The organism is Solwaraspora sp. WMMA2101 (genome assembly GCF_049179175.1).
Lineage (GTDB): Bacteria > Actinomycetota > Actinomycetes > Mycobacteriales > Micromonosporaceae > Micromonospora_E.
Window position 1 is genome coordinate 6,097,764 of record NZ_JBMHMA010000006.1, and the last position, 25,615, is coordinate 6,123,378.

Below are 25,615 nucleotides of genomic sequence, written 5' to 3' on the forward strand. Positions count from 1 at the left end.
CAGGATCCACCCGGCTGGCGGGTGCGAGTCGGTCCCACCTTCCCGCCGGTGTCGACCGGAGCGTCGATCCGGCACCAGACGATCCCATCCGCGCCGGACCGGTCGACCGGTCGTGTCCGGCCCTGTCCAGACAGCCGGGGAGCCGGGACCTGCGACTCCACCGACGTACCACCGGCTGGGAAAGGAGGCCTGCCACATGGGAATCTGGACCGATCTCGCGACCTGGCGGGGTCCCACCGTCAACAGCGGCAACGGCACCGGCGCGCTCGACGAGCCGCAGGACCGGCTCGACGAACACCATGGCATCGTCGTGCACATCGCCGCCGGCTACTTCGAGGGCACGATCGCGTGGCAACGCAATCCGGCGTCGCGGGTGTCGTCACACTTCGTGGTGGCCAAGGACGGGCGGGTCGCCCAGATGGTGGACACCGAGATCCGGGCGTGGACCCAGCGGGCCGGCAACCGCACCTGGCTCAGCATCGAGAACGAAGGGTTCCTACCGGACCGGCTGACCCCACAACAACTGGAGGCCAACGCCCAGTTGCTCGCCCGTTCGCACCGGGAACACGGCATCCCGGTCCGCAACGCGAACAGCCCGCGCGAGCGCGGACTCGGCCACCACAGCATGGGCGCCGAGCACGGATTCGACTGGGGGCACTCGCAGTGCCCCGGCCCGGCGATCGTGGCCCAGAAGCCGGCGATCGTCGCCCGGGCGGCGCAGATCATCACCGCGACCCGTCCACCGACGCCACCGCGTCCACGGTGGATTATCGACGACCTCGACGACCCGGGAGACAACGTCATGTATCTCGTGCAGTGCACCACCCAGACCCCGAACCCGATCTTCGTCGTCCACGACAGCGGCAAGGTGCGGCACATCGGTCCCGCCGAGCTCGCCTTCCTGCGCAGCCTCACCGGCGACGACGCCGTACCCACCATCACCGAGTCCGAGCCGAGCGCCTGCGCCCGACTGCTCGCCGAGGCGCGGGTGTCCCAGGGGTTCCTGCAGAACTGACCGGTGCGGTCCGGGCGGTCCGACCCACGACCGGGCCGGACCGCCCGACCAGGTGCCCGTCCCGTGCCGGTTCGTCGTTCCCCACTCTCGCGGACCCCGTTGCCCACGTGGACCCGCGTGGGCGGCGGATGCCCGTCACGACCGGTTCCAAACCTGCGCCGGGCCCGACGACGGCGCCCGCGCCCCGGCACCGCCCGGTTGGTTTCCGTTCCGGTCGCCCCGGGTAGGGCCTGCGGAGCGCACAGCTTCCCGTCGCCGACCCGAGGAGCGCGACCATGGGCGACAGCCAGCACACCCGCCAGGACCCCACCGAGCGGTACGGGCAACAGCAGGGCCAGCCGGTGCAGCAGCAGCGCCCGCCCGGCACCGGGGCGCAGATGGACCCGCCACCGGACCACGGCGAGCAGACCTACCAGGGCACCGGCAAGCTGACCGACCGGCGGGCGGTGATCACCGGCGGGGACTCGGGCATCGGCCGGGCGGTGGCGCTCGCGTTCGCCCGGGAAGGCGCCGACGTCGTCATCTCCTACCTGCCCCAGGAGGAACGCGACGCCCGGGAAACCGTCCGGCTGATCGAACAGGCCGGCCGGCGGGCGGTGCCGGTGCCCGGCGACATCACCGAGGAACAGCAGTGCGTGGATCTGGTGCGCCGGGCCGTCGAGGAACTCGGCGGCATCGACATCCTGGTCAACAACGCCGCCTACCAGATGGCGCAGGAGAAGGGCATCGCCGAGATCACCACCGAACAGTTCGACCGGGTGCTCAAGACCAACCTGTACGCGATGTTCTGGATCTGCAGGGCGGCGGTCCCGCACATGCCACCGGGCTCCAGCATCATCAACACCTCCTCGATCCAGGCGTTCGACCCCTCGCCGCCGCTGCTGGACTACGCCACCACCAAGGCGGGCATCGTCAACTTCACCAAGGGACTGGCGGCGAACCTGGTCGACCAGGGGATCCGGGTCAACTCGGTGGCGCCCGGTCCGGTCTGGACCCCACTGATCCCGGCGACCATGCCGCCGGAGGCGGTGGAGAAGTTCGGCACCCAGACGCCGATCGGCCGGCCGGCGCAGCCGGCGGAGCTCGCTCCGTCGTTCGTCTTCTTCGCCTCGGCCGAGTCCAGTTACACCACTGGCGAGGTGCTCGCCGTGACAGGTGGCCGCCGTACCGTGTGACATCGTCGGGCGTCGGCGACCGTACGGGTGTGCCGGCGTTCGATACCGCGAGCCGGTGACCGCAGCGCGTCAGGCCGGCATCGCCCGGGTGGGCATCGACTTCGGCACCTCCAGCCCACCGGGCGAGTCCTGGTCGGCCGGGACGCGTACCACACGGCGATGTCGATGCCGGAAGCCTTCGAGCCGTACCCGAAGCAGCGGGTCGACGACGAGTCGGTCCTGCTCGGCGGCACGGAGGTCGCGGTGTCGCGGCTGTACCGGGCGGTGCTGGAACGGGTGGTCGCCGACTGCGGCGGGCTGGACATCGACGCGGCCATCGTGCGGCACCTGACGGCGGCGGTCGGCGACAGCGACGTCTGGCAGCGGCTGGACCGGCCGGCGACCGCGACGGACCGCCGGGCCCGTCGACAGTTGTGGGAGAACGTCCGGGCCGGCAAGGAGATGCTGTCGCGGACCGTGACCACCCAGATTCACCTGCCGCTGCTCGAACTCGACGTACCGCTGGGGCGGGAGACGCTCGACGAGTTGGCCGCGCCGGTCATCGGCCGGACCGTCGAAACGGTCGGCCGGCTACTGCGTGACGCCGGGGTGGACGTCACCGACCTCGCAGCGATCCTGCTGGCCGGCGGTGCCAGCCGGATGCCGGTGGTGTCCACCGCACTGCACCGGGCGTTCGGCATCGTCGCCAGCACCGTCGACCAACCGGAACTTGCCGTGGCCGAGGGCAGCCTGCGGGTGCCGGTCGACCGCCCTGCGTCGGCGGTCGCACCACAGCCGCCACCAGCCCAGGCACCGGCATCAGCCCAGGCGCCGGCCGGGCAGGTCGGGTCACCGGCCCGGCCGGACCGCACCCGGGTCCGGCGGATCGGGCTGATCGGCCTGGCCACCGTGGTCGCCCTCGGGGTCCTCGCCGTCGGGGCCACCGCGCTGTCCGCCCGCGACGACAACACGTCAGGTACGGCCGAGCCGACAACACGTCAGGTACGGCCGAGCCGACTCCCACTCCCGACCTCGACTCCTCGCCGACGCCGAGTCCGTCGCCCAGCTACCCGCCCGGCGTCGACCCGTGCCTGCTGGGCACCTGGCGCATCGTCTACAACACCACGCACGGTCTCATCGACGGCGAACGGGTTCCGTACGTCGGAGGTGCCGACACCCTCCTCACCTATGCGGCGGACAACACCTACACCTTCGACTACGCCGAGACGAAACCGGTCGTCGCCACCTACGGCGGTGACACCTACGCCAGCCAGACCCGGGGGACCGCCACCCTGCGCTACGACGCCGACGGCACGGTGATGCTGCTGTCGATGGTGAGCGACAGGTCGACCGGCGAGCTGCGCCGCAACGGCACCGTGATCGACAGCCAGGACGCACCGTTCTTCCTGGAACCACAGGAGTACCGCTGCACCGCTGGGCGCCTGCTCGTCGCCAGCAGCCAGGGCAACTACACGTTCGAGGCGGTACGGATCACGGCGACGGCCGCGGCCGACTGACGTCCCGCCCGACGGTCCGGCCGCCGGGCGGGACACTCACCAGCCGCGGGCCCGCCAGGTCGGCAGCGCCGGGCGTTCGGCACCGAGAGTGGAATCCTTGCCGTGCCCGGGGTAGAACCAGGTGTCGTCGGGCAGCCGGTCGAACAGCTTGTGCTCGACGTCGTCGAGCAGGGCGGCGAAGTCGCGCTGGTCGCCACGGGTGTTGCCGACCCCGCCAGGGAACAAGGCATCACCGGTGAAAAGGTGCGGGACACCATCGGGATCGCGGTGCAGCAGGGCGATTGAGCCGGGGGTGTGCCCGACCAGGTGGACGACCTCCAACTCGCCGTCGCCGACGGTGATCCGGTCGCCGTCGGCGACGGTGGCGGTGACCAGCGGCAGGCCGTCGGCGTCGGCCGGGTGGGCCAGCGAGGCAGCGCCGGTCGCGGTGACCACTTCCTCCAGGGCCACCCAGTGGTCCATGTGCTGGTGCGTGGTGACCACGGTGGCGAGGCCCGCCGCGCCGGCCAGCTCCAGCAGCCGGGGTGCCTCGTTGGCCGCGTCGATCAGCAGCTGCTCGCCGGTCCGCCGGCAGCGAAGCAGGTACGCGTTGTTGTCCATCGGGCCGACCGCGACCTTGGTGATGGTCAGGGTGCTCAGCTCCCGGGTGTCCGGCGGTCCGCCGACGGTGACGTCTCCCGAGTAGGACACCGCAACCTCCTGCTGGTCGTGGCCCGGCGGAATTGGGTTTCCCGGGCTGCCGGGTGAAGGTTACCGTTGCTCCGACGCGTCAGGCAGAACTCGTGGGAAGGAGGTGATGGCGACCGTGCCCGTGCGCTGCGGTACGCCCGCCCGTCCTTTCCTCCGGTGCCGACCGGCCGTCCCGGCCGGCCGGTGCCCCTCGACCTGACAAGGGTTCCCCATGACGTTCGACCTCGCGTCCCTCGGTTGGGACGCCTCCTACGACCGTGCCCTGACCACTGTCGACGCCGGTGACCGCCCGGGCCGGGTCACCCGGGTGGACCGGGGCGTGTGCACCGTACTGACCGCTGACGGCCCGGTGCGCGCGAGCATCGCCGGTGCCGTCCTGACCGCGGCGGCCGCCGATCCGGTGGCGCTGCCCTGCGCCGGGGACTGGGTGACCGTGCGGCGGTGGCCGGACCAGCGGATCACCGCGCAACGGGTGCTGCCCCGGCGGACCACGCTGGTCCGGCGTACCGCCGGGAAGGACTCCTCCGGCCAGGTCCTGGCCGCCAACATCGACACCGCGGCGGTCGTCGAACCGATGCATCCGGCCCCCGACGTGGGCCGGGTCGAACGGTTTCTCGCCCTTGCCTGGGAGTCCGGCGCCGCACCGGTGGTGCTGCTCACCAAGTGCGACGCCGCCGCCGACCCGGCGGCGGTGGCCGGGTCGCTGGCCGCCGTGGCACCGGGGGTGCCGGTGATCGCGGTCAGCGCGCAACGCGGCGACGGGCTGGCGCAGGTCCGTCCGTACGTGGCCGCCGGGCGCACCCTCGGCCTGCTCGGCCCGTCCGGTGCCGGCAAGTCGACCCTGGTCAACGCGCTCGCCGGGGCCGAGGTGATGGGCACCCAGCAGATTCGTCGGGTCGACGGCAAGGGCCGGCACACCACCACGTACCGGGCGTTGATCCCGATTCCTGGCGGTGGCGCGGTGCTGGACACCCCGGGGGTGCGTGCGGTGGGCCTGCTGGACGCCGCCGACGGCCTGGACGAGGCCTTCGCCGACGTGGCGCAACTGGCGACGGAGTGCCGGTTCGCCGACTGCGGGCACGGCACCGAGCCGGGCTGCGCGGTGCGGGCCGCGTTGGACTCCGGCGAGCTGCCGGTACGTCGCTGGGAGAGCTGGCAGCGGCTGCAGCGGGAGGTGGCCTACGAGATGCGTCGCCGGGACGCCCGGTTGGCCGCCGCCGAACGGGCCAAGTGGAAGCGGATCACCAAGGAGCACCGGGGACGACACCGGCCGGCCTGAGCCACCCGGCCGGCCCGGGTCGCCGGGCCGGCAGTTCACCACCTGGTGAGCTGCCGGCCCGGCGGTCAGCCGCCGGTCGGGTGTTCGCGCAGCCAGTCGTCGACGGTGTCGGCACGGACCGCTGCGTACAGGGATGCGGCCACCTCGTCGTCGGGGAACACGACGCTCTGCCCGGCCCGCTGCCCGGTGCCCGACGACGGCGACGTGAGCATGGTCAGGTCGGCGCTGCGCAGCTGGCGTAGCGCCCAGATCGTGTCGAACACCGAGGTGGCCTCGTCCACGCTGACCGCGTCGGCGGTGGCCCGCAGGAAGTCGTTCAGTCGGCCGGGGTCGGTGAGCAGGCCACTGCCGCGTGCCTGGTCCAGTACCGCCGCGATGATCTCCTGCTGGTGGCGCATCCGGGTGAAGTCGCCGTCGGCGAACTGCTTGCGCTGGCGGGCGTAGTCCAGGGCCGTCTGCCCGTCCATGTGCTGCAGACCGGGGGTGAACTGCCGGTACGGCGGGTGGACCGAGGTGAACGGCTCGTCGACGGCGAGGTCGATGCCGCCGACCGCGTCGATGATCTCGGCGAAGCCGCCGAAGTCGATCAGCACGACGTGGTCGATGCGGACACCGGTGAACGCCTCCACGGTCTGCACCAGCAGCGGCGTGCCGCCGGTGGCGTACGCGGAATTGATCTTGTCTTCCCGGCCGTCGCCGGTGCCGTCGGGGTCCGGCACGGTGACCCAGGTGTCCCGGGGGATCGAGACCAGCTGCACGCTGTCGCGCTGCGCCGGCAGGTGGGCCAGGATGATGGTGTCGGTGCGGGAGCCGACCGTCTCCGGGTCACGGGAGTCACTGCCGACGATCAGGAAGTTGCGGGCCTGCTCCACGGCCTTCACCGGCCGCTGCGCCTCGGGCAGCGTGTCGAAGATCTCCACCTTGTCGACCCGTGACTCGACCGAGCGGGCGTAGAGCCAGCCGGCGGTCGCCGTACCGCCGATCACCAGCAGCAGCGACAGCCCGAGGATCAGCGCGGTCAGGCGCAGCCAGCGCAGCCCGCGCCGGGGTCGCGGCGGCGGGGCCGGTGCGGCGTCCGGGGCCGGTGCATCGGCGGCCGTGGGCGGCACGGCGGGCGGGTCGTCGCTGTTCGCGACCGGTGACGGCATGGAATCAGACGGTACGTCGCGATCGGTCCCGTCGACACTGTCGGCTCGGCTGATCCTTGCTGGTCCGCCCCGGTACGGGGGAGGGGCCGACCCGTCCCACCCCCCGATCGGACGGGCCGGCCCGCTGACGCGTGGAGGAACCCCCGACTCCACGCGAGGTCAAAGGTGACTTGACCAATATGTGGAGTATGCCGGTTGTTGCGGCCGGTGGGGCGGGATTCCGCCGACCAGCCGGGCCGTCCCCCGATCGGGGGACCAGGCGCGTCGGACGAACTTGTCGGACCCCGGGGCTACAGTTGCCGCTGGCGTGCGACGTGTCGACCGGGCCCCGGCGCCCCTGGAGCCCCGGCGATCCGCGCACCACCCGCTCAAGTAGAACCGCTCAGCACACCCTCGGTCGTGCTGCCGTGCACCGCACGGCACAGCCGGCCGGACCTGACACGAATACCTCTTCACAGGAGCAGGCGGACCGTGGCCGACCGATTGATCATCCGTGGCGCGCGCGAGCACAACCTTCGCGACGTCAGTCTCGACCTGCCCCGTGACGCGCTGATCGTGTTCACCGGCCTGTCCGGCTCGGGAAAGTCCAGCCTCGCCTTCGACACCATCTTCGCCGAAGGGCAGCGGCGGTACGTGGAGTCGCTGTCGTCGTACGCCCGGCAGTTCCTCGGTCAGATGGACAAACCGGACGTCGACTTCATCGAAGGGTTGTCGCCGGCGGTCTCGATCGACCAGAAGTCGACCTCCCGCAACCCCCGGTCGACCGTCGGCACGATCACCGAGGTCTACGACTACCTGCGGTTGCTCTTCGCCCGGGTCGGCGAGCCGCACTGCCCGGTCTGTGGCGAGCGGATCTCCCGGCAGACCCCGCAGCAGATCGTCGACCGGGTCCTGGCCATGCCCGAGGGCACCCGGTTCATGGTGCTCGCGCCGGTGGTGCGCGGCCGCAAGGGCGAGTACGTCGACCTCTTCGCCGACCTGCAGGCCAAGGGGTACGCCCGGGCCCGGGTCGACGGTGTGGTGCACCCGCTGACCGAGCCGCCGAAGTTGAAGAAGCAGGAGAAGCACACCATCGAGGTGGTCGTCGACCGGCTGACCGTCAAGCCGGGTGCCCGCCGCCGGCTGACCGACTCGGTGGAGTCGGCGCTGGGCCTGGCCGGCGGGATCGTGCTGCTCGACTTCGTCGACCTCGCCGAGGGTGACCCGGGCCGGGAACGCCGCTACTCGGAGCACCTGGCCTGCCCCAACGACCACCCGTTGGCGATCGAGGACCTGGAGCCACGGGTCTTCTCCTTCAACGCCCCGTACGGTGCCTGCCCGGAGTGCGTCGGGCTGGGCACCAAGAAGGAGGTCGACGCCGAGCTGGTCGTCCCGGACGAGGAGCGCACCCTGCGCGACGGCGCGATCGCGCCGTGGGCCGGCGGGCAGACCCAGGAGTACTTCGCCCGGTTGCTCGCCGCCCTCGGCGAGGCCGAGCACTTCGACCTGGACACCCCGTGGCGCAAGCTGCCCAGCAGGGTGCAGAAGACCATCCTGTACGGCTCCGAGGACCAGGTGCACGTGCGCTACCGCAACAAGTACGGACGGGAGCGCTCCTACTACACCGGCTTCGAGGGCGTGGTGCAGTGGATCGAGCGCCGGCACACCGACACCGAGTCGGAGTGGTCCCGGGACAAGTACGAGGGCTACATGCGCGACGTGCCCTGCGGTTCCTGCGGCGGGGCCCGGCTCAAGCCCGAGGTGCTGGCCGTCACCGTCGCCGGGCGCAACATCGCCGAGGTGACCGCGCTGTCGGTCGGTGACTGCGCCGACCTGCTGGCCGGGCTGACCCTGACCGACCGGCAGAAGCTGATCGCCGAGCGGGTCCTCAAGGAGATCAACGCCCGGCTGCGGTTCCTGGTCGACGTCGGCCTGGACTACCTGTCGCTGGACCGGGCCGCCGGCACCCTCTCCGGCGGCGAGGCACAGCGGATCCGGCTCGCCACCCAGATCGGCTCCGGCCTGGTCGGGGTGCTGTACGTGCTCGACGAGCCGTCGATCGGCCTGCACCAGCGGGACAACCACCGGCTGATCGAGACCCTGGTACGGCTGCGAGGGCTGGGCAACACGCTGATCGTCGTGGAGCACGACGAGGACACCATCCGCACCGCCGACTGGATCGTCGACATCGGGCCCGGCGCCGGTGAGCACGGCGGTCGGATCGTGCACAGCGGCCCGGTCGACGAGCTGCTGACCAGCGACGAGTCGCTGACCGGGGCGTACCTGTCAGGTCGCAGGGTCATCCCGGTGCCGGCCAGCCGGCGGCCGGTCACCGCCGGACGGGAGCTGGTGGTGCACGGCGCGCGGGAGCACAACCTGCGCAACCTGACCGTGCCGTTCCCGCTCGGCCAGCTCATCGCGGTGACCGGGGTCAGCGGCTCGGGCAAGTCGACCCTGGTCAACGACATCCTCTACACCGTGCTGGCCAACCAGATCAACAACGCCCGGCTGGTGCCGGGCCGGCACACCCGGATCAGCGGGCTCGAGCACGTGGACAAGGTTGTCGGGGTCGACCAGTCGCCGATCGGGCGCACCCCCCGGTCGAACCCGGCGACGTACACCGGGGTGTTCGACCACATCCGTCGACTGTTCGCCGAGACCACCGAGGCGAAGGTGCGCGGCTACGGGCCGGGGCGGTTCTCGTTCAACGTCAAGGGCGGCCGGTGCGAGTCCTGCTCCGGCGACGGCACCATCAAGATCGAGATGAACTTCCTGCCGGACGTCTACGTGCCGTGCGAGGTCTGCAAGGGCGACCGGTACAACCGGGAGACCCTCGAGGTGCACTACAAGGGCCGCACCATCGCCGAGATCCTGCAGATGCCGATCGAGGAGGCCGCGGAGTTCTTCGAGGCCATTCCGGCGATCCACCGGCACCTGAAGACCCTGGTCGACGTCGGGTTGGGCTACGTGCGGCTCGGCCAGCCGGCGCCGACGCTGTCCGGCGGTGAGGCCCAGCGGGTCAAGCTCGCCTCCGAGCTGCAGAAGCGGTCGACCGGGCGGACGGTCTACGTCCTCGACGAGCCGACCACCGGGCTGCACTTCGAGGACATCCGCAAGCTGCTGACGGTGCTGGCCGGCCTGGTCGACAAGGGCAACACCGTGGTCGTCATCGAGCACAACCTCGATGTGATCAAGACCGCGGACTGGCTGATCGACATGGGGCCGGAGGGCGGGCACCGGGGCGGCACCGTGGTCGCCACCGGCCGGCCGGAGGAGGTCGCCGAGGTGGCGGAGAGTCACACCGGGGCGTTCCTGCGCCCGGTCCTCGGGCTCACCGGTGCCGCCGGTGGGTCGGCCGCCGCCGCCGCCCGCGCCGCCAAGGCCAACGGTGCGACCGGTCGCGCGGCCGGCACGTCGACCAGGGCGAAGCGTGGCGCCGGGGCGCGGCGTGCGGTCGAAGCGGGTGTACAGCATTGACACAGCGTCCGTACAGCGGTGTCGACGTCTTTTCCTGAATCATGGCCCTACCGTCATATCGGGATGAACCGTTCGTGACGCGTCACCGTGTCTACTGGCGTGGCCGCGGACGACCAGCCGTGGCAACCAATGAGGAGGGCTATCCGCATGACTGAGCACCAGACGACGACCGCCGCCGCCCCGACCAGCCGTCGCGCGCTGCTGATCGGCGCCGGTGGGGTCGGCGCGACCGTCGCACTGGCCGCATGTGGCACCGGCGACGACGACACCCTGGGTAACGGCGCCACCAACGCTCCGGCCGGCGGCGACTCCACCAGCGGCACGGAGACCGGCGGTACGGAGACCGGCGGCACGGACACCGGTTCCGGCGGCGCGGGCCTGAGCACCAGCGAGGTCCCGGTCGGTGGCGGCGTGATCCTGGCCGATCAGGGCGCCGTGGTGACCCAGCCCGCCGAGGGCGAGTTCAAGGCGTTCAGCAACATCTGCACCCACCAGGGCTGCCCGGTGGCCAACCTCGACGGCGGCACCATCAACTGCACCTGCCACTTCAGCAGCTTCTCCATCGAGGACGGATCCGTCGTCTCCGGCCCGGCCCCCTCTCCGCTGGAGGAGAAGACGGTCACCGTCGACGGCGACAGCCTCACCGTGGCCTGACGCACCCGCCCGCGCGGCGACCACCGGGGCAGGCCCGGGTGGTCGCCGCGACCAACCCAGACGGCCCACGGTCGCCCGGTGCGTGCGGCACCGGGCGGTCGTGGGCGCTCCGTACTGTCACAGGTCTGGACTACCCTTCACGGCGATGCCAGATCCGTCCAGCTACCGTCCCGCCCCGGGCACGATCCCGGACGCCCCCGGGGTCTACCGGTTCCGCGACCCGACCGGCCGGGTGATCTACGTCGGCAAGGCCAAGAGCCTGCGCAGCCGGCTCAACTCCTACTTCGGCGACCTGTGGCAGCTGCATCAGCGCACTCAGCAGATGGTCACCACCGCGGCGTCGGTCGACTGGGTCACCGTCGGCAGCGAGGTCGAGGCACTCCAACTGGAGTACCTCTGGATCAAGGAGTACGACCCCCGGTTCAACGTCCGCTACCGCGACGACAAGTCCTACCCCTACCTGGCGGTGACGCTCGACGAGGAGTTCCCCCGGCTGCAGGTGATGCGCGGCGCCAAGCGCAAAGGGGTGCGCTACTTCGGCCCGTACTCGCACGCCTGGGCGATCCGCGAGACCCTCGACCTGCTGCTGCGGGTCTTTCCCGCCCGGACCTGCTCGGCCGGGGTCTTCAAACAGGCCGGCCACGTCGGGCGGCCCTGCCTGCTGGGTGACATCGGCAAGTGCGCGGCCCCGTGCGTCGGGCGGATCGACGCCGCCGGGCACCGGGCGATCGTCGAGGATTTCTGCGACTTCATGGCGGGCCGGACCGACACGATGGTGCGCCGGCTGGAACGCGAGATGCGTGACGCCTCCGACGCCCTGGAGTTCGAGCGGGCCGCCCGGCTGCGCGACGACGTCGCCGCGCTGCGCAAGGCCATGGAGAAACAGACCGTGGTGCTCGGTGACGGCACCGACGCCGACGTGGTGGCCTTCGCCGAGGATCCGCTCGAAGCCGCCGTTCAGGTGTTCCACGTCCGGGGCGGCCGGGTGCGCGGTCAGCGTGGCTGGGTGGTGGAGAAGGTCGAGGAGCTGACCACCGCCGACCTGGTGCACCACTTCTGCACCCAGGTGTACGGCCCGGAGCAGGGTGAGACCGACGTACCCCGGGAGCTGCTGGTGCCCGAGCTCCCGGCGGACGCCCCGGCGCTCGCCGACTGGTTGACCGCGCGCCGGGGCAGCCGGGTCACCCTGCGGGTGCCGCAACGCGGCGACAAGCGGGCGCTGATGGAGACCGTCGCCCGTAACGCGGGGGAGTCGCTGACCCGGCACAAGCTGCGTCGGGCCAGCGACCTGACCACCCGGGGCCAGGCGTTGGAGGAGATCGCCGAGGCGCTCGGGCTGGCCGCCGCGCCGCTGCGCATCGAGTGTTTCGACGTGTCGCAGATCCAGGGCACCGACGTCGTCGCCAGCCTGGTGGTCTTCGAGGACGGCCTGCCGCGCAAGGCGGAGTACCGCCGGTTCGCGGTCCGGGGCGCGACCGACGACCTGTCGGCGATGAGCGAGGTGCTGCGGCGCCGGTTCGCCCGCCACCGCGCCCCAGCGGAACAGGCGGCCGCCGGGCAGGAACAGGCGGACGGTACGCCGGACCCGGCGGAGACCGCGCTGGAGGCGACCGCCCCGGCGGTGGATCCGCAGACCGGCCGGCCGCGCCGGTTCGCGTACCCCCCGCAGTTGATCGTGGTCGACGGCGGCGCCCCACAGGTGCAGGCCGCCGCGACGGTCCTGGCCGACCTCGGCATCGACGACGTGGCGCTGTGCGGGCTGGCCAAACGCCTCGAGGAGGTGTGGCTGCCCGGCGACGACTACCCGGTGATCCTGCCCCGTACCTCCGAAGGGCTCTACCTGCTGCAACGCATCCGCGACGAGGCGCACCGGTTCGCGATCAGCTACCACCGGCAGCGGCGGTCCAAGCGGATGGTCGCCTCCGGCCTGGACCAGGTCCCCGGGCTCGGCGAGGTGCGCCGCAAGGCGCTGCTGCGCCACTTCGGGTCGGTACGGCGACTCGCGGCCGCGACCGTCGAGGAGATCACCGAAGTCCCCGGGATCGGCCGGCGGACCGCGGAGACGATCATCGCTGCGCTCGCCGGGTCGCCGGATAGCGGCGCGGATCGCCCGTAGAATCCCTATCCGTGGTGTCGACCGCCGCGCAGCTGGCGCGCGGCGCACCCGCAGGCAGGAGGACCGTGAGGCAGAACAGCCTGAGCCCGGGCGACGACCTGGCCGGCAGCGCCGTGCACGACGGCGAGCCGGCCGCACCGGGCGCCGAGCAGAACGAGGCCCGGCTGGTGGTGGTGACCGGGGTGTCCGGCGGCGGCCGGTCCACCGTCGCCCGTGCGCTGGAGAACGTCGGCTACTACGTGGTGGACAACCTGCCACAGGCTCTGCTGCTGGACATGGCCGAGCTGGCGATGCGCGCCGGTGGCGCGGCCCGGCGGACCGCCATGGTGCTCGACGTGCGCAGCCGGGCGTTCTCCACCGACCTCGCCGGGGCGATCCGGGCCCTGAAGGAGCGCGGCTACCAGCCCCGGGTGGTCTTCGTCGACGCAGCCGCCGACGTGCTGATCCGCCGGTTCGAAAGCGTCCGGCGGTCCCATCCGTTGCAGGGCGACGGGCGGCTGGCCGACGGGATCGCCGCCGAGCGGGAGCTGCTCGCCGAGGCACGCGACCAGGCCGACGTGATCATCGACACCTCGCACCTCAACGAGAACCAGCTGCGCCGGCGGGTCGAGGAGCTGTTCGCCGGCGAGGACGCCCGCCGGCTGCGGGTCACCGTGCTGTCCTTCGGGTTCAAGTACGGCCTGCCGCCGGACGCCGACTTCGTCATCGACGCGCGGTTCCTGCCCAACCCGTACTGGGTGCCGGAGCTGCGCGAGTACACCGGCCGGGAGGCCTCGGTCAGCGGGTACGTGCTCAGCCAGGCCGGTGCCGACGACTTCGTCCGCAACTACGCCGAGCTGATCAACGCCACCACCGCCGGGTTCGAACGCGAGGGCAAGCGGTACCTGACCGTCGCCGTCGGCTGCACCGGCGGCAAGCACCGCAGCGTGGCGATCGCCGAGGAACTCGCCGTACGGCTGCGTCAGGCCCGGCTGTCGGTCAACGCGCAACACCGCGACCTGGGGCGCGAGTGACCGCACTGCGGGTGGTGGCCTTCGGCGGCGGGCACGGGCTGGCCGCCTCGCTGCGTGGCCTGCGGCACGCCGCCGCCGGCCTGGACCTGGCCGTGACCGCTGTGGTGACCGTCGGTGACGACGGCGGATCCAGTGGCCGGCTCCGGGCCGACCGGGGGGCCCTGCCCCCCGGCGACCTGCGGCAGGCGCTGGCCGCCCTGGCGGGGCCGGACCCCGCCGAACAGTTGACCGCCGAGCTGTTCCAGCACCGGTTCGTGCCGGTGCCGGGCGAGTTCGTGCCGGTGCCGGGCGAGGCGCCGGGTGAGCGCGTCGATCCGCTCACCGGGCACGCCGTCGGCAACCTGGTGCTCTGCGGCCTGATGGAGCTGCTCGGCGACCCGGTTGCGGCCCTCGACCACGTCGGCCGGCTGCTCGGTGCCACCGGGCGGGTGCTGCCGATGTCCTGCGACCCGGTGGCGATCGAGGCCGACGTGCGCGGCGGTGATCCCCGCCGACCCACCGAGGTGGTCACCGTCCGGGGCCAGCACGCGGTGGCGGTGACCCGGGGCCGGGTGGAATCGGTGCGGCTGCTGCCCAAGACGCCGACCGCCTGCCGGCCGGCGATCGCGGCGGTCGAGGCCGCCGACTGGCTGATCTTCGGTCCGGGCAGCTGGTACACCAGCGTCATTCCGCACCTGCTGGTGCCGGATCTGGCGGCGGCGATCGTGGCCAGCCCGGCCCGTCGCCTGGTCACCCTGAACCTGGCCGCCGAGAAGGAGACCCTCGGGTTGTCGGTCGCCGACCACCTGGCGGCGCTCAGCTGGTACCTGCCACAGCTGCGGGTCGACACCGTCCTCGCCGACGGCGTGGCGGTGGGCGATCCCGACCCGGTGGCCCGTGCGGCAGAATCGCTGGGTGCGCGTTTGACGCTCGCCCCGCTGGCGGTCGCCGACGGCAGCCCCCGGCACGATCCGGTCGCGTTGGGTGCCGCCCTGGTGCCTGTCCTGGGCTCCGCTCGTTAAGCACGTACGTATCGGTACCCGCCGTCAACCCGGCCCCCGTGAGGTGAATGACTATGGCGATGACCGCTGCCGTCAAGGACGAGCTCAGCCGGGTCGACGTACCCAAGCCGTGTTGCCGCCGCGCCGAGATGGCGGCGCTGCTGCGGTTCTCCGGCGGGCTGCACATCGTCGCCGGCCGGGTCGTCGTCGAAGCCGAGCTGGACACCAACTCCGTCGCCCGCCGGCTGCGGCGCGAGGTGGCCGACGTGTACGGCTACCCGAGTGAGATCCACGTCCTGAGCCCCAGTGGGCTGCGCAAGGGCAACCACTACATCATCCGGGTGGTCAAGGACGGTGAGGCGTTGGCCCGCCAGACCGGGCTGCTCGACGTGCGGGGCCGCCCGGTCCGTGGCCTGCCGCCGCACCTGGTCTCGGCCAACGTCTGCTGTGCGGTGTCGGCCTGGCGGGGGGCGTTCATGTCGCACGGCTCGCTGACCGAGCCGGGCCGCTCCAGCGCCTTGGAGATCACCTGCCCGGGTCCGGAGTCGGCGTTGGCGCTGGTCGGCGCGGCCCGCCGGCTCGGCATCACCGCCAAGGCCCGCGAGGTGCGCGGGGTCGACCGGGTCGTGGTCAAGGACGGTGACGCGATCGCCGCGCTGCTCACCCGGGTCGGCGCGCACGCCAGCGTGCTGGCCTGGGAGGAGCGGCGGGTACGCCGGGAGGTGCGGGCCACCGCGAACCGGCTGGCCAACTTCGACGACGCCAACCTGCGCCGCTCGGCGCGGGCGGCGGTCGCCGCCGCCGCCCGGGTCACCCGGGCGTTGGAGATCCTCGCCGACGACGCGCCCCGGCACCTGACCTCGGCCGGGCGGCTGCGTCTGGAGCACCGCCAGGCGTCGCTGGAGGAGCTGGGGGCGCTGGCCGATCCGCCGCTGACCAAGGACGCGATCGCCGGGCGGATCCGGCGGCTGCTCGCCCTGGCCGACAAGCGGGCCCGCGACCTGGGCATTCCGGACACCGAGGATGCGGTGACGGCGGAGATGCTCGTCGGGTGAACACCTGTTGTGAAACCGGGTGACGGGACGCCCCGGCGCAACGCGGCACGGGCTTCTCGGATAGGGTCGCAGTGTACGGCGACGGGGCCGGCACCCGGCTCTCCCGCCGCGACCACCGCCTCGGGTGTCCCGCCCGAGCCGCGTACGGCTGCGGCGTGACCGGCCGGATCATCTGATCGGCGCCCGGCCCGCCACGCGGTCGGCGCACACCAATCCGTCCGGCTCCTGCCCGGACGGGCGAGAAGCAAGGAGATGGGACCTGTGACCATCCGGGTTGGCATCAACGGCTTCGGCCGTATCGGCCGTAACTTCACGCGGGCGGTCCTCGCCTCCGGCGCGGACATCCAGATCGTCGCCTTCAACGACCTGGGCGACACCGCGACCACCGCGCACCTGCTCAAGTACGACAGCATCCTGGGCCGGCTGCCGTACGAGGTGAAGGCCAGCGGTGACGAGATCACCGTCGGCGGCCACACCATCAAGGCGCTCGCCGAGCGGGACCCGGCCAAGCTGCCCTGGGGCGACCTCGGCGCCGACGTGGTGATCGAGTCCACCGGCTTCTTCACCGACGCCACCAAGGCCAAGGCGCACGTCGACGGCGGCGCCAAGAAGGTCATCATCTCGGCTCCGGCCAAGAACGAGGACTTCACCGTCGTGCTCGGCGTCAACGACGACCAGTACGACCCGGCCAAGCACACGATCATCTCGAACGCCTCCTGCACCACCAACTGCCTCGCCCCGATGGCCAAGGTGCTGCAGGACACGTTCGGCATCGAGCGTGGCCTGATGACCACGATCCACGCGTACACCCAGGACCAGAACCTGCAGGACGGCCCGCACTCCGACCTGCGTCGGGCCCGTGCCGCCGCGCTGAACATCGTGCCGACCTCGACCGGTGCGGCCAAGGCGATCGGCCTGGTGCTGCCGGAGCTCAAGGGCAAGCTGGACGGCTACGCGCTGCGGGTGCCGATCCCGACCGGCTCGGCCACCGACCTGACCGTCACCGTCGGCCGGGAGACCACCGTCGAAGAGGTCAACGCCGCGGTCAAGGCCGCCGCGCAGGGCCCCCTCGCCGGCATCCTCACCTACACCGAGGACCCGATCGTGTCGGCCGACATCGTCACCGACCCGGCGTCGTGCATCTTCGACTCCGGCCTGACCAAGGTGATCGGCGACCAGGTCAAGGTCGTCGGCTGGTACGACAACGAGTGGGGCTACTCCAACCGTCTGGTGGACCTGGTCAAGCTGGTGGGCGCGTCCCTGTGAGCCAGGTAGCCACTCTCGACGATCTTCTCGCCGAGGGTGTGTCGGGTCGGCGCGTGCTGCTGCGCGCCGACCTGAACGTCCCCTTCGAGAAGGACAACCCGGGGGTCATCGCCGACGACGGCCGGATCCGGGCGGTGCTGCCCACCCTGACCGCGCTGCGTGACGCCGGTGCGGCCGTGGTGGTCTGCTCCCACCTGGGTCGGCCCAAGGGTGCCCCGGACCCCAAGTACACCCTGGCGCCGGTCGCCGCCCGCCTCGGCGAGCTGCTCGGTACGCCGGTCGCGTTCGCCACCGACACCGTCGGCGACTCGGCGCAGGCCACCGTCGCCGGCCTGACCGGCGGCCAGGTCGCGCTGCTGGAGAACCTGCGGTTCAACCCGGGGGAGACCAGCAAGGACGCCGACGAGCGGGGTGCCTTCGCCGACCAGTTGGCGGCGTTCGCCGACGCGTACGTCGACGACGCGTTCGGCGCCGTGCACCGCAAGCACGCCAGCGTGTACGACGTACCGGCGCGGCTGCCGCACGTCGCCGGCCTGCTGGTGCACCGCGAGGTCGAGGTGCTCGGCAAGCTGACCGGCGCGCCGGAGCGGCCGTACGTGGTGGTGCTCGGCGGCTCGAAGGTCTCCGACAAGCTCGCCGTGATCGAGGCGCTGCTGCCGACCGTCGACAAGCTACTGGTCGGCGGTGGCATGTGCTTCACCTTCCTCAAGGCCCAGGGCCACGAGGTCGGTAGGTCGCTGCTGGAGACCGAGATGGTCGACACCTGCCGTGACCTGCTGGAGCGGGCCGCCGGCAAGATCGTGCTGCCGGTCGACGTGGTGGCCGCCACCGCGTTCGCCGCCGCCGCCGACCACGACGTGGTCGACGCCGCCGCGATCCCGGCCGACCGGCTCGGCCTGGACATCGGCCCGCGCAGCGTCGCCGCCTTCGCCGAAGCCCTGGCCGGGGCGCACACGGTCTTCTGGAACGGCCCGATGGGCGTGTTCGAGCTGGCACCGTTCGCCGCCGGTACCCGGGGTGTCGCCGAGGCGATCACCAAGGTCGACGGCTTCACCGTCGTCGGCGGCGGCGACTCGGCGGCCGCGGTGCGCACCCTCGGCCTCGACGAGTCCGCCTTCGGGCACATCTCGACCGGCGGGGGCGCCTCGCTGGAGTACCTGGAGGGCAAGACCCTTCCCGGCATCGCCGCCCTGGAGAAGTGAGAGCAGTGCCTGAGACCGTTGCCCGCCGGCCGCTGATGGCCGGCAACTGGAAGATGAACCTCAACCACCTGGAAGCCATCGCGCTGGTCCAGAAGCTGGCGTTCAGCCTGAACGAGCAGCAGCTGACCGACGTCGAGGTGGCGGTGCTGCCGCCGTTCACCGCGCTGCGCAGCGTGCAGACGCTGATCGACGGCGACAAGCTGGTGATCGGCTACGGCGCCCAGGACCTGTCGCCGTACGCCGGTGGTGCCTACACCGGTGACATCTCCGGGGCGATGCTGGCGAAGCTGGGCTGCCAGTACGTCACCGTCGGCCACTCGGAGCGGCGGGCCTACCACAACGAGGACGACGCGGTGGTCAAGGCCAAGGTGGCCGCCGCGCTGGCCAACGGGATCACCCCGATCCTGTGCGTCGGCGAAGGACTGGACGTGCGGGAGGCCGGCGGCCACGTCGCGCACTGCCGCGACCAGGTCGACGCCGCGCTGGCCGGGTTGACCGCCGAGCAGGTGGTCAAGGTCGTCATCGCGTACGAGCCGGTCTGGGCCATCGGCACCGGCAAGACCGCCACCCCGGCGGACGCCCAGGAGGTCTGCGGCGCGATCCGGGCCCGGCTGGCCGAGTCGTACGACCAGGCCACCGCCGACCAGACCCGGATCCTGTACGGCGGCTCGGTCAAGGCGGCGAACATCGCCGCGATCATGGCCGAGGTCGACGTCGACGGCGCACTGATCGGCGGAGCCAGCCTGGACGCCGAGGAGTTCGCCCAGATCGTCCGGTTTCCGGAGCACGTGAAGCGTTGACCGGTCGGCTCCGGGGCATGTCGGCCCCGGAGCCGGTCGGCACCCGGGTACGCGGCCCGCTATCCTTGGTGAGCCCGTGCTCCGCCGCCGCACGGGCTCGCCTGGTTCGTCCCCCGGGACCACGGCGACCGTCATGAGAGGACTGACCGCTACCATGCCGATCGAGTTCGCCTACGTATTGATCGTGTTGCTGGTGATCACGAGCGTGATGCTCACCATGCTGATCCTGCTGCACAAGGGCAAGGGCGGCGGCATGTCGAGCATGTTCGGCGGTGGCGTGAGTACCAGCCTCGCCGGGTCGTCGGTGGCCGAGAAGAACCTCGACCGGTACACCGTACTGGCCGGCATCGTGTGGTTCGCCTGCATCGTCGGCCTGGGCCTGTGGCTCAAGGTCGCGATGGCCACGGGTGTGTGATTCGTCGCTGCCCGTCGTAAGATTTCGCGCGGCCCGTTGATACGGGTCGCGCTTTCTTTGTCGCATCCGCTCCACCCCCCTTCCGACGACAGGAGCGACCTCATGGCGAGTGCCCACACGATCCGGGGCAGCCGGATCGGTGCCAGCCCGGCCCGGCCGACCGAGCGGGCCCAGCCCGCACCCCGGCGGCAGACGACCTACTGGTGCGCCAACGACCACGCGGTGCAGATCAGCCTTGCGGTGGACGCGGCCACCCCGGAGACCTGGGAGTGCCCGCGCTGCGGCCTGCCCGCCGGGCAGGACCAGCAGAACCCGCCGGCCCGGCCGCGAACCGAGCCGTACAAGTCGCACCTGGCGTACGTCAAGGAGCGCCGCAGCGAGGCCGACGGTGAGGCCATCCTCGCCGAGGCACTCGCGGCGGTCCGCGCCCGCCGGGGCGAACGCTGATCACGGTACGCTCCTGCTGAGTTTTCCTGCCTCGGCGCGGACCAGGGGACACCACGTTGATCAACCAGACCTTGACGTACGCCAAGCATCACACGCCCGATTCGGTGCGGGTGGCCGCGCGGTGGGCCATGCTGGAGACGCAGAACGCGAAAAGTCGTCTCACGGTCCCGGTGGCCGCCCGGTGCGAATACGACAACGTGTACCACTGCACGGTGCGCAAGACCGCCAGTCAGTGGGTGAAATCGCTGCTCAGCGACCCGGTGGTCTATCGCTATTCGGGATTGTTGCCGTTTGATCAGCGGGTCAGCCGACGGCGCTACCCGAACGCCGTTCCGACCGGCCGGATCGTTTCCTCGCTGTTCATCTCCCGCTACGGGTTCGACGACCTGCCCAAGCCGGAGAAGTACCGGGCGTTCTTCATCCTGCGGGACCCGCGTGACGTCGTCGTGTCGAGCTACTTCTCGCTGCGCAGCTCCCACACCCCGATGGGCGACGTCCTGCTGCACCGCAAGGTCCTGCAGGAGCTGCCCGCCAAGGAAGGCCTGCTGTACGTCATCGACCACCTGACGAAGGTGAACCTCTTCTCCGCCATGCGTTCGTGGGTGGTCGCGCCGAGCACGGAGACCGTTGCGCTGTTCCGCTACGAGGACCTCGTCGGCGAGCGGCAGGCGGACGAGTTCGATCAGCTGCTACGGCACTGCGGCATCACCATCCCCCCAGCCGCGTTGACCGCGCTGCTCGACCGGCACGGCTTCTCCCGGATGCGGAAGAAGCGCCGCGAGGCCGGCCCGACCGCCCACTACCGCAAGGGCAAAGCGGGGGACTGGCTCAACCACTTCGACGACGACATCCACGACGCCTTCGTCGCGGCCACCGGCGACCTTGTCGCGCGCTGTGGCTACCCGAGCCGGGAGGAGTCGCTTCGCGCGCTCGACGCGTCGCAGTGACAGCCGCAGGTTGACAGCCGCTGCTGGCCGTCGCCGGGTCGACGGCGGTCAGTCTGCGGCCGGCACCAGTACGGTCGTGCCGGACCAGCTGATGGGCGCGTTGCGGATGTGGTGCCACGGTTCGCCGTTGCTGTCGAGGCCGGTCAGCTCGGCGAGGTAGTGGCCGAAGCCGTACCCGCCGGCCCGCAGGGTGGCGACCGCCCACGGGTGGAGCTGGTCGGCGACGCGGTCGGGGTGGCGCTCGTCGTACGGCACCTCGATGACGCCGAGCAGGTCGTAACGTTCGTCGGCGCCACCGGGGTCGACCACCCGGCACAGCGAGAATCCGTACCGTTCGCGCTGCTCACCGTCCACCCACGCCAGTTGTCCGGCCACTGTGTCCTCCATGATCATTGTTCGGATGCTGCGGTGAACGAAGCATCGCGCTAAAACTTGCTTATATCAACCCCTTGTGTTGTTCATGATCGCCTGGTGTGATGTCGTGGTCACCATCCAATCGCGAGGGAGGCCACCGATGGCACGTGCACCGAGGACCCGCAAGGCACCCGCCAACCCCGCCATGTCGCCCACCGTGCAGGCCATGGAGCTCGGCATCCGGCTACGCGAGCGCCGCGAGGAGCTGGGCATGACCGCCGTCGGCGTCGGCCGCAGCAGCGGCATCACCCAGGCGTACGTCTCCGGAGTGGAGATCGGCAAGGTCAAACTCCCGGCTGACCGGCTCGCCCAGCTCGTCAAGATCTACGAGATCGACGACCAGGAGGCGACCGAGCTGGAAGCGCTGCGGGTCGGCGCGATGGCCCGCGCCTGGTGGCACACGTACAAGCAGCTCTTCCCGGCCGAGTTCCTGCGCTTCCTCGGCTACGAGGCCGGTGCCGACCACGTCCGCACCTACCAGAACGAGATCGTCCACGGCCTGTTGCAGACCGAGGCGTACGCCCGCGCGATCCTGCGCGGTGGCAACACCTACGTCCGGCTCACCGAGACCGAGCAGCGTGTCGAGGTGCGGATGGCCCGGCAACGCCGGCTCACTGAGGACCCACCGCTGCGCGTCACCGCGATCTTCGGCGAGAGCACCATCCGCCAGCAGGTCGGCGGCCCCGAAGTGATGCGTGCCCAGCTCGACCACCTGGCCGACCTGATGACCCGGCACCCGGAGCAGATCCGGGTGCACATCGTCCCGTTCTCGGCCGGTGCCTACCCGGCGCTCGGCGGGCCGTTCCAGATCCTGTCGTTCCCGTCGGCCCGGGTGCCGGACCTGGTCTGGCAGGAGGTGCTGACCTCCAGCGACATCATCGACCAGTCGAGCCGGGTCGCCGACTACACAATCACCTTCGGTGAGACGCTGGAACGGGCGCTAAACTCCGAGGAGTCCCTCGCCCTGATCCGCCAGGTCGCCCAGGAGATGGAATGACCGAGCACGCCCCGGCAGACGGCTGGTTCAAGTCCTCCCGCAGCTCCGACAACGCCGCCTGCGTCGAGGTCCGCCTCGGTGCCGACACCATCGGCGTACGCGACTCCAAGGACGTCAGCGGCCCGGCGCTCGCCTTCGACCCGGCCGCCTGGACCGGCTTCCTCACCACCCTCAAGACCGCCGCGCCGGGCTCGTAGCGTCTGCGGCTATCGCCAGAACATCAACCGCCGCCTGCGCCACGGAGTCGCGGTGTAGGCGGCCAGCCCGGCACCCAACAGCGCGGCGCTGAGCACGAGGCTGGGCACATCGTCGTACGGCCGGGCGCTGAACTCCCACCACCGGTACTGATCGTTGCCGCCGAACCCCCAGTACCACAGGACGACGGCGACGACCGAGGGCAGCGTCCAGGCCAGCCGCCAGCCGAGGACCGCTCCGGCGAGCAGCGCCAGGCCGAACCAGGCGATCCACCCCCGCGCCATGACCGCAACGACGGCCGGCGGCGTGGTCAGTGCGGAGATGCCCAGGAAAATCACTGCGGATCCGGTGCCCAACCCGGCGAGGTAGAACCGCTGCATGGACCGTAGCCGTCGGGTGGCTGCCAGCTCCAGGCCCGCGAGGGGACTAGCCAGCCCGATGACCGGCAGGACAGCGGCACCCATGACGAGCAGCCGCCACATTGGGACGAACGCCGTGTCGTGTTCGGCCGCCTGAGGTAGCGGTGCCTCGACCATGCCGAACCAGGTCACGAGCGCACCCAGCAGGACCATGCCGGCGAGGACGGTACGTGCCGGCCGAACCGAAAGAAACAGCCTGACCGGTACGGCGACTGTGGGTACCTCAACGTCCCGGCTGGCAGTAGTGCCCATGAATGTACTTCACCTCTTCGTCCGCCCATCGAAACTGATCGGACAGGGAGTCGCCGTTGGCGATTTCGCGTCCATCCGACCAGGCTTCCTGCCTGTCCGCAGGTGCGTTGGTCTGGTAGTCCGGGCTGCTCTCCCCGGCCAGATACGCCTCCAGCCAGGCTCCAAGCGCCTCGAATTGCCTCCGGTCGGGCGGGCTCAGATCGTTCCAGTCGCAGGAATCAAACTTGAAAGTCGAGGAAATTATCGCCGTACCGATGTCGCCTGAGAAGGACCACGAACTTCCCTCGAAAATGTAGAAAATCGGCGGTGCTCCATTGTAGCTGAGGTGCCACTGCCCGTCGGGCAAGCGAATCCAGGCTTTCTGTATACCGGCCTGATTGATGCGTGGCGGGCGGACGAAGCTTTCCGGCAGCAGATCGATCCGCGCGCTTACCTCCCGCAGCTGGGGAAGGTACTTCTCGTGCTCCGGCCAGATGCACAAGGTGGTCGTGCCTTCGACGCACGCCACGTCTTCTCCTGGTTGCTTCCGGTCGGTCACCGCATCTGTGGCGACCAGGGCCACGACGAGCGGTAACACCGCAGGGACCAGCAGCAGGGTCCTCCGCCGTCGCAGCGCATGGGAAGCCGGTAGGCAGAGCAGCATCAGCAGCAGGACGATGACCGACGCCAGCCGTAGGGTGAGTGCTCCCGGGTCGACCGTCATCTCCGGCCGGCCGGAGATGACGACGAATCCGAACCGGTCGAGAAACGCGGTCAGAAACAGGAATCCCAGTGCCGCCGTCAGCGCGGCGAACATCGAGCCGAGCAACTTCCCGCACGCCCAGCCCAGTGCGGTCGAGGCCAGAATCACGAAGATTCCCAGGAGGGCGTAGCCCAACCAAAGATGCACGCCGGGTGGAAACGTCCGAGCCGTGATCATGAAGGCGACGGCCTGACCGACCAGGTACGGAACCAACAGGACGACGACAGTAGCGCCCAGCCGGTTCGCCTCCAGCCGGGCCGGATGAAAGCGCGAGGCCGTCAGCTGCTCCACGATCCGGTGTCGCTTCGGCGCGCTCGCTGCCCACGCCGCCGCACCGGCACCGACCACACCGAGCAGGTACGCGGGAGCCAGCGCTGCCGCGCCGGTCTCCGGCCAGACGCCGATCCAGTGGCGGTTGCGGAGGAACAGCACCGCCAGTTCGATGGCGACGAACACTGGCAACGCCCACCGGACCGGAGAGTTCCGGACGTGCAACCACAGCCCGCTCACAGGATTCGCTCTCCTTCGGGCAGCAGATGCATGTACGCCCGCTCCAGCGGGGAGTGCCCAGGGAGCCCATCGTGGCCCAGCGCCGCCAACTCGGCCACCGAACCGTCGAACTGTGCCGATCCACCGTGCATCACGATCACCCGGTCGCAGACCGCCGCGACGTCGTCGATGAGGTGGGTGCTGAGCACTACCACCGTGTCCCGTAACTCTGCGATGATCTTGCGGAACTGGAGTCGCTGGCGTGGGTCCAGGCCGACGGTGGGCTCGTCGAGCAGCACCACCCGAGGACGTCCGACGATCGCCCAGGCGATGCCGGCGCGCTGGCGCATGCCGCCGGAGAGACTGCGCATCCTCGAGCGGCGTCGGTCAGCCAGGTCGACCATCTTCAACGTCTCGTCGACCGCTTGCCGCCACTGGCCCGCCGGCACCCCACGCATCCAGGCCGCGTAGGTCACAAAGTCGACGACCTTCATCAGCGGGTCGAACCCGAAGTCCTGCGGTAGATAGCCGATGCGGTCCCTGATCTTGCGGGCCGACCGCTCGTCGTCGATCTCGACGTCGTCGATGTGGATTCGGCCGTTGCGTGGTGGCATGACGGTTGCCAGCGTCCGCAGCAAGGTTGTCTTCCCCGCGCCGTTGGGGCCCAACAGCGCGGTGATCCCGGGCTGCAGTGTGACGCTGAGGTTGTCGATGATGGTCGACTTCCCATAGCCCTGGGTCAGCGCATCGAGCACGATCGTCACCTGGCGACTCGCAATCACAGGTCCGAGGATTGGCAGAGCAAATACTGGCTCCCTGGATTCGCGCCGAACCAGGCCGGGCTGTCGGACCGGCCACAGTAGGCACGTTGACCCTGGCAGGATAGACCCGTCGGGAGACAATCGTCTCGGTCAGGAGGCGACATGGCTGAATGTGACTTCGCGCGAGCTCGG

At 70.9% G+C, this 25,615-nt stretch carries 25 protein-coding genes; 19 read left to right on the top strand and 6 right to left on the bottom strand.

Features of this window, described 5'->3' with window-relative positions:
• Positions 1 to 196: 196 nt before the first annotated feature.
• The 4 genes from ACN28F_RS28795 to ACN28F_RS28810 all read left to right on the top strand — a co-directional run bounded on the left by ACN28F_RS28795 (position 197) and on the right by ACN28F_RS28810 (position 3,686).
• Entirely contained in the window at positions 197 to 1,015 is an 819-nt protein-coding gene (locus ACN28F_RS28795; protein ID WP_289205592.1) for a peptidoglycan recognition protein family protein, read from the top strand.
• Positions 1,016 to 1,290: 275 nt separating this feature from the next.
• Positions 1,291 to 2,190: an SDR family oxidoreductase gene (locus tag ACN28F_RS28800; protein ID WP_289205593.1), complete on the top strand. Its 900-nt coding sequence runs from the start codon at positions 1,291 to 1,293 to the stop codon at positions 2,188 to 2,190.
• A 159-nt stretch (positions 2,191 to 2,349) separates the two neighbouring features.
• The gene (locus ACN28F_RS28805) at positions 2,350 to 3,489 is read left to right on the top strand and encodes an Hsp70 family protein (RefSeq protein WP_421360624.1); all 1,140 of its coding nucleotides are present in this window, start codon (positions 2,350 to 2,352) and stop codon (positions 3,487 to 3,489) included.
• A gap of 11 nt (positions 3,490 to 3,500) precedes the next feature.
• Complete coding sequence (locus ACN28F_RS28810) at positions 3,501 to 3,686, top strand: hypothetical protein (RefSeq protein ID WP_421360626.1); 186 nt, start codon at positions 3,501 to 3,503, stop codon at positions 3,684 to 3,686.
• A 36-nt stretch (positions 3,687 to 3,722) separates the two neighbouring features.
• Here ACN28F_RS28810 and ACN28F_RS28815 read toward each other — a convergent pair whose 3' ends face one another.
• Positions 3,723 to 4,376: an MBL fold metallo-hydrolase gene (locus tag ACN28F_RS28815; protein ID WP_289205595.1), complete on the bottom strand. Its 654-nt coding sequence runs from the start codon at positions 4,374 to 4,376 to the stop codon at positions 3,723 to 3,725.
• 211 nt (positions 4,377 to 4,587) lie between these two features.
• Here ACN28F_RS28815 and rsgA point away from each other — a divergent pair, with 211 nt between their 5' ends.
• Positions 4,588 to 5,655, top strand: coding sequence for a ribosome small subunit-dependent GTPase A (rsgA, locus tag ACN28F_RS28820; RefSeq protein WP_421360629.1), 1,068 nt, complete (start codon positions 4,588 to 4,590; stop codon positions 5,653 to 5,655).
• Between the two features lie 65 nt (positions 5,656 to 5,720).
• Here rsgA and ACN28F_RS28825 read toward each other — a convergent pair whose 3' ends face one another.
• Positions 5,721 to 6,803, bottom strand: a complete 1,083-nt coding sequence (locus ACN28F_RS28825; RefSeq protein WP_289205597.1) for an LCP family protein — start codon at positions 6,801 to 6,803, stop codon at positions 5,721 to 5,723.
• A gap of 471 nt (positions 6,804 to 7,274) precedes the next feature.
• On the opposite strand from ACN28F_RS28825, the gene uvrA reads away from it, so the two are divergent.
• The 12 genes from uvrA to ACN28F_RS28885 all read left to right on the top strand — a co-directional run bounded on the left by uvrA (position 7,275) and on the right by ACN28F_RS28885 (position 21,154).
• Complete coding sequence (gene uvrA, locus ACN28F_RS28830; protein WP_421360632.1) at positions 7,275 to 10,259, top strand: excinuclease ABC subunit UvrA; 2,985 nt, start codon at positions 7,275 to 7,277, stop codon at positions 10,257 to 10,259.
• A gap of 147 nt (positions 10,260 to 10,406) precedes the next feature.
• Entirely contained in the window at positions 10,407 to 10,913 is a 507-nt protein-coding gene (locus tag ACN28F_RS28835; protein WP_289205599.1) for a Rieske (2Fe-2S) protein, read from the top strand.
• Between the two features lie 145 nt (positions 10,914 to 11,058).
• Entirely contained in the window at positions 11,059 to 13,029 is a 1,971-nt protein-coding gene (gene uvrC / locus ACN28F_RS28840; RefSeq protein WP_421360636.1) for an excinuclease ABC subunit UvrC, read from the top strand.
• A 113-nt stretch (positions 13,030 to 13,142) separates the two neighbouring features.
• A complete protein-coding gene (gene rapZ, locus ACN28F_RS28845; protein ID WP_289210930.1) occupies positions 13,143 to 14,042 on the top strand; it encodes an RNase adapter RapZ in 900 nt (299 codons plus the stop codon).
• The gene (locus ACN28F_RS28850) at positions 14,039 to 15,043 is read left to right on the top strand and encodes a gluconeogenesis factor YvcK family protein (RefSeq protein ID WP_289205601.1); all 1,005 of its coding nucleotides are present in this window, start codon (positions 14,039 to 14,041) and stop codon (positions 15,041 to 15,043) included. The genes rapZ and ACN28F_RS28850 overlap by 4 nt, the downstream gene beginning before the upstream one ends.
• 53 nt (positions 15,044 to 15,096) lie before the next feature.
• Entirely contained in the window at positions 15,097 to 16,077 is a 981-nt protein-coding gene (whiA, locus tag ACN28F_RS28855; protein ID WP_289205602.1) for a DNA-binding protein WhiA, read from the top strand.
• Between the two features lie 261 nt (positions 16,078 to 16,338).
• The gene (gene gap / locus ACN28F_RS28860; RefSeq protein ID WP_289205603.1) at positions 16,339 to 17,343 is read left to right on the top strand and encodes a type I glyceraldehyde-3-phosphate dehydrogenase; all 1,005 of its coding nucleotides are present in this window, start codon (positions 16,339 to 16,341) and stop codon (positions 17,341 to 17,343) included.
• Complete coding sequence (locus ACN28F_RS28865; RefSeq protein ID WP_289205604.1) at positions 17,340 to 18,545, top strand: phosphoglycerate kinase; 1,206 nt, start codon at positions 17,340 to 17,342, stop codon at positions 18,543 to 18,545. The genes gap and ACN28F_RS28865 overlap by 4 nt, the downstream gene beginning before the upstream one ends.
• 35 nt (positions 18,546 to 18,580) lie before the next feature.
• Positions 18,581 to 19,345, top strand: coding sequence for a triose-phosphate isomerase (tpiA, locus tag ACN28F_RS28870; protein WP_289210931.1), 765 nt, complete (start codon positions 18,581 to 18,583; stop codon positions 19,343 to 19,345).
• 154 nt (positions 19,346 to 19,499) lie between these two features.
• Positions 19,500 to 19,760 carry a preprotein translocase subunit SecG gene (gene secG, locus ACN28F_RS28875; protein WP_289210932.1) on the top strand — a complete coding sequence of 87 codons (261 nt, stop codon included), beginning with the start codon at positions 19,500 to 19,502 and terminating at the stop codon, positions 19,758 to 19,760.
• Positions 19,761 to 19,862: 102 nt separating this feature from the next.
• The gene (locus tag ACN28F_RS28880) at positions 19,863 to 20,207 is read left to right on the top strand and encodes an RNA polymerase-binding protein RbpA (protein ID WP_289205605.1); all 345 of its coding nucleotides are present in this window, start codon (positions 19,863 to 19,865) and stop codon (positions 20,205 to 20,207) included.
• A 56-nt stretch (positions 20,208 to 20,263) separates the two neighbouring features.
• Positions 20,264 to 21,154 (top strand): sulfotransferase domain-containing protein, encoded by an 891-nt coding sequence (locus ACN28F_RS28885; RefSeq protein WP_421360641.1) that lies wholly within the window; start codon positions 20,264 to 20,266, stop codon positions 21,152 to 21,154.
• Positions 21,155 to 21,202: 48 nt separating this feature from the next.
• On the opposite strand, the gene ACN28F_RS28890 is transcribed toward ACN28F_RS28885, so the two are convergent.
• Positions 21,203 to 21,547, bottom strand: coding sequence for a hypothetical protein (locus ACN28F_RS28890; protein WP_289205607.1), 345 nt, complete (start codon positions 21,545 to 21,547; stop codon positions 21,203 to 21,205).
• 121 nt (positions 21,548 to 21,668) lie between these two features.
• Here ACN28F_RS28890 and ACN28F_RS28895 point away from each other — a divergent pair, with 121 nt between their 5' ends.
• Both ACN28F_RS28895 and ACN28F_RS28900 read left to right on the top strand, forming a co-directional pair.
• Positions 21,669 to 22,565, top strand: a complete 897-nt coding sequence (locus ACN28F_RS28895; RefSeq protein WP_289205608.1) for a helix-turn-helix domain-containing protein — start codon at positions 21,669 to 21,671, stop codon at positions 22,563 to 22,565.
• A complete protein-coding gene (locus ACN28F_RS28900) occupies positions 22,562 to 22,762 on the top strand; it encodes a DUF397 domain-containing protein (RefSeq protein WP_289205609.1) in 201 nt (66 codons plus the stop codon). The genes ACN28F_RS28895 and ACN28F_RS28900 overlap by 4 nt, the downstream gene beginning before the upstream one ends.
• Before the next feature lie 9 nt (positions 22,763 to 22,771).
• On the opposite strand, the gene ACN28F_RS28905 is transcribed toward ACN28F_RS28900, so the two are convergent.
• The 3 genes from ACN28F_RS28905 to ACN28F_RS28915 form a co-directional block, all read right to left on the bottom strand.
• Positions 22,772 to 23,332 (bottom strand): hypothetical protein, encoded by a 561-nt coding sequence (locus ACN28F_RS28905; protein WP_289205610.1) that lies wholly within the window; start codon positions 23,330 to 23,332, stop codon positions 22,772 to 22,774.
• A gap of 70 nt (positions 23,333 to 23,402) precedes the next feature.
• Positions 23,403 to 24,629, bottom strand: coding sequence for a hypothetical protein (locus ACN28F_RS28910; protein WP_421360646.1), 1,227 nt, complete (start codon positions 24,627 to 24,629; stop codon positions 23,403 to 23,405).
• A gap of 50 nt (positions 24,630 to 24,679) precedes the next feature.
• Positions 24,680 to 25,417 carry an ATP-binding cassette domain-containing protein gene (locus ACN28F_RS28915; protein WP_421360649.1) on the bottom strand — a complete coding sequence of 246 codons (738 nt, stop codon included), beginning with the start codon at positions 25,415 to 25,417 and terminating at the stop codon, positions 24,680 to 24,682.
• Between the last annotated feature and the right edge of the window lie 198 nt (positions 25,418 to 25,615).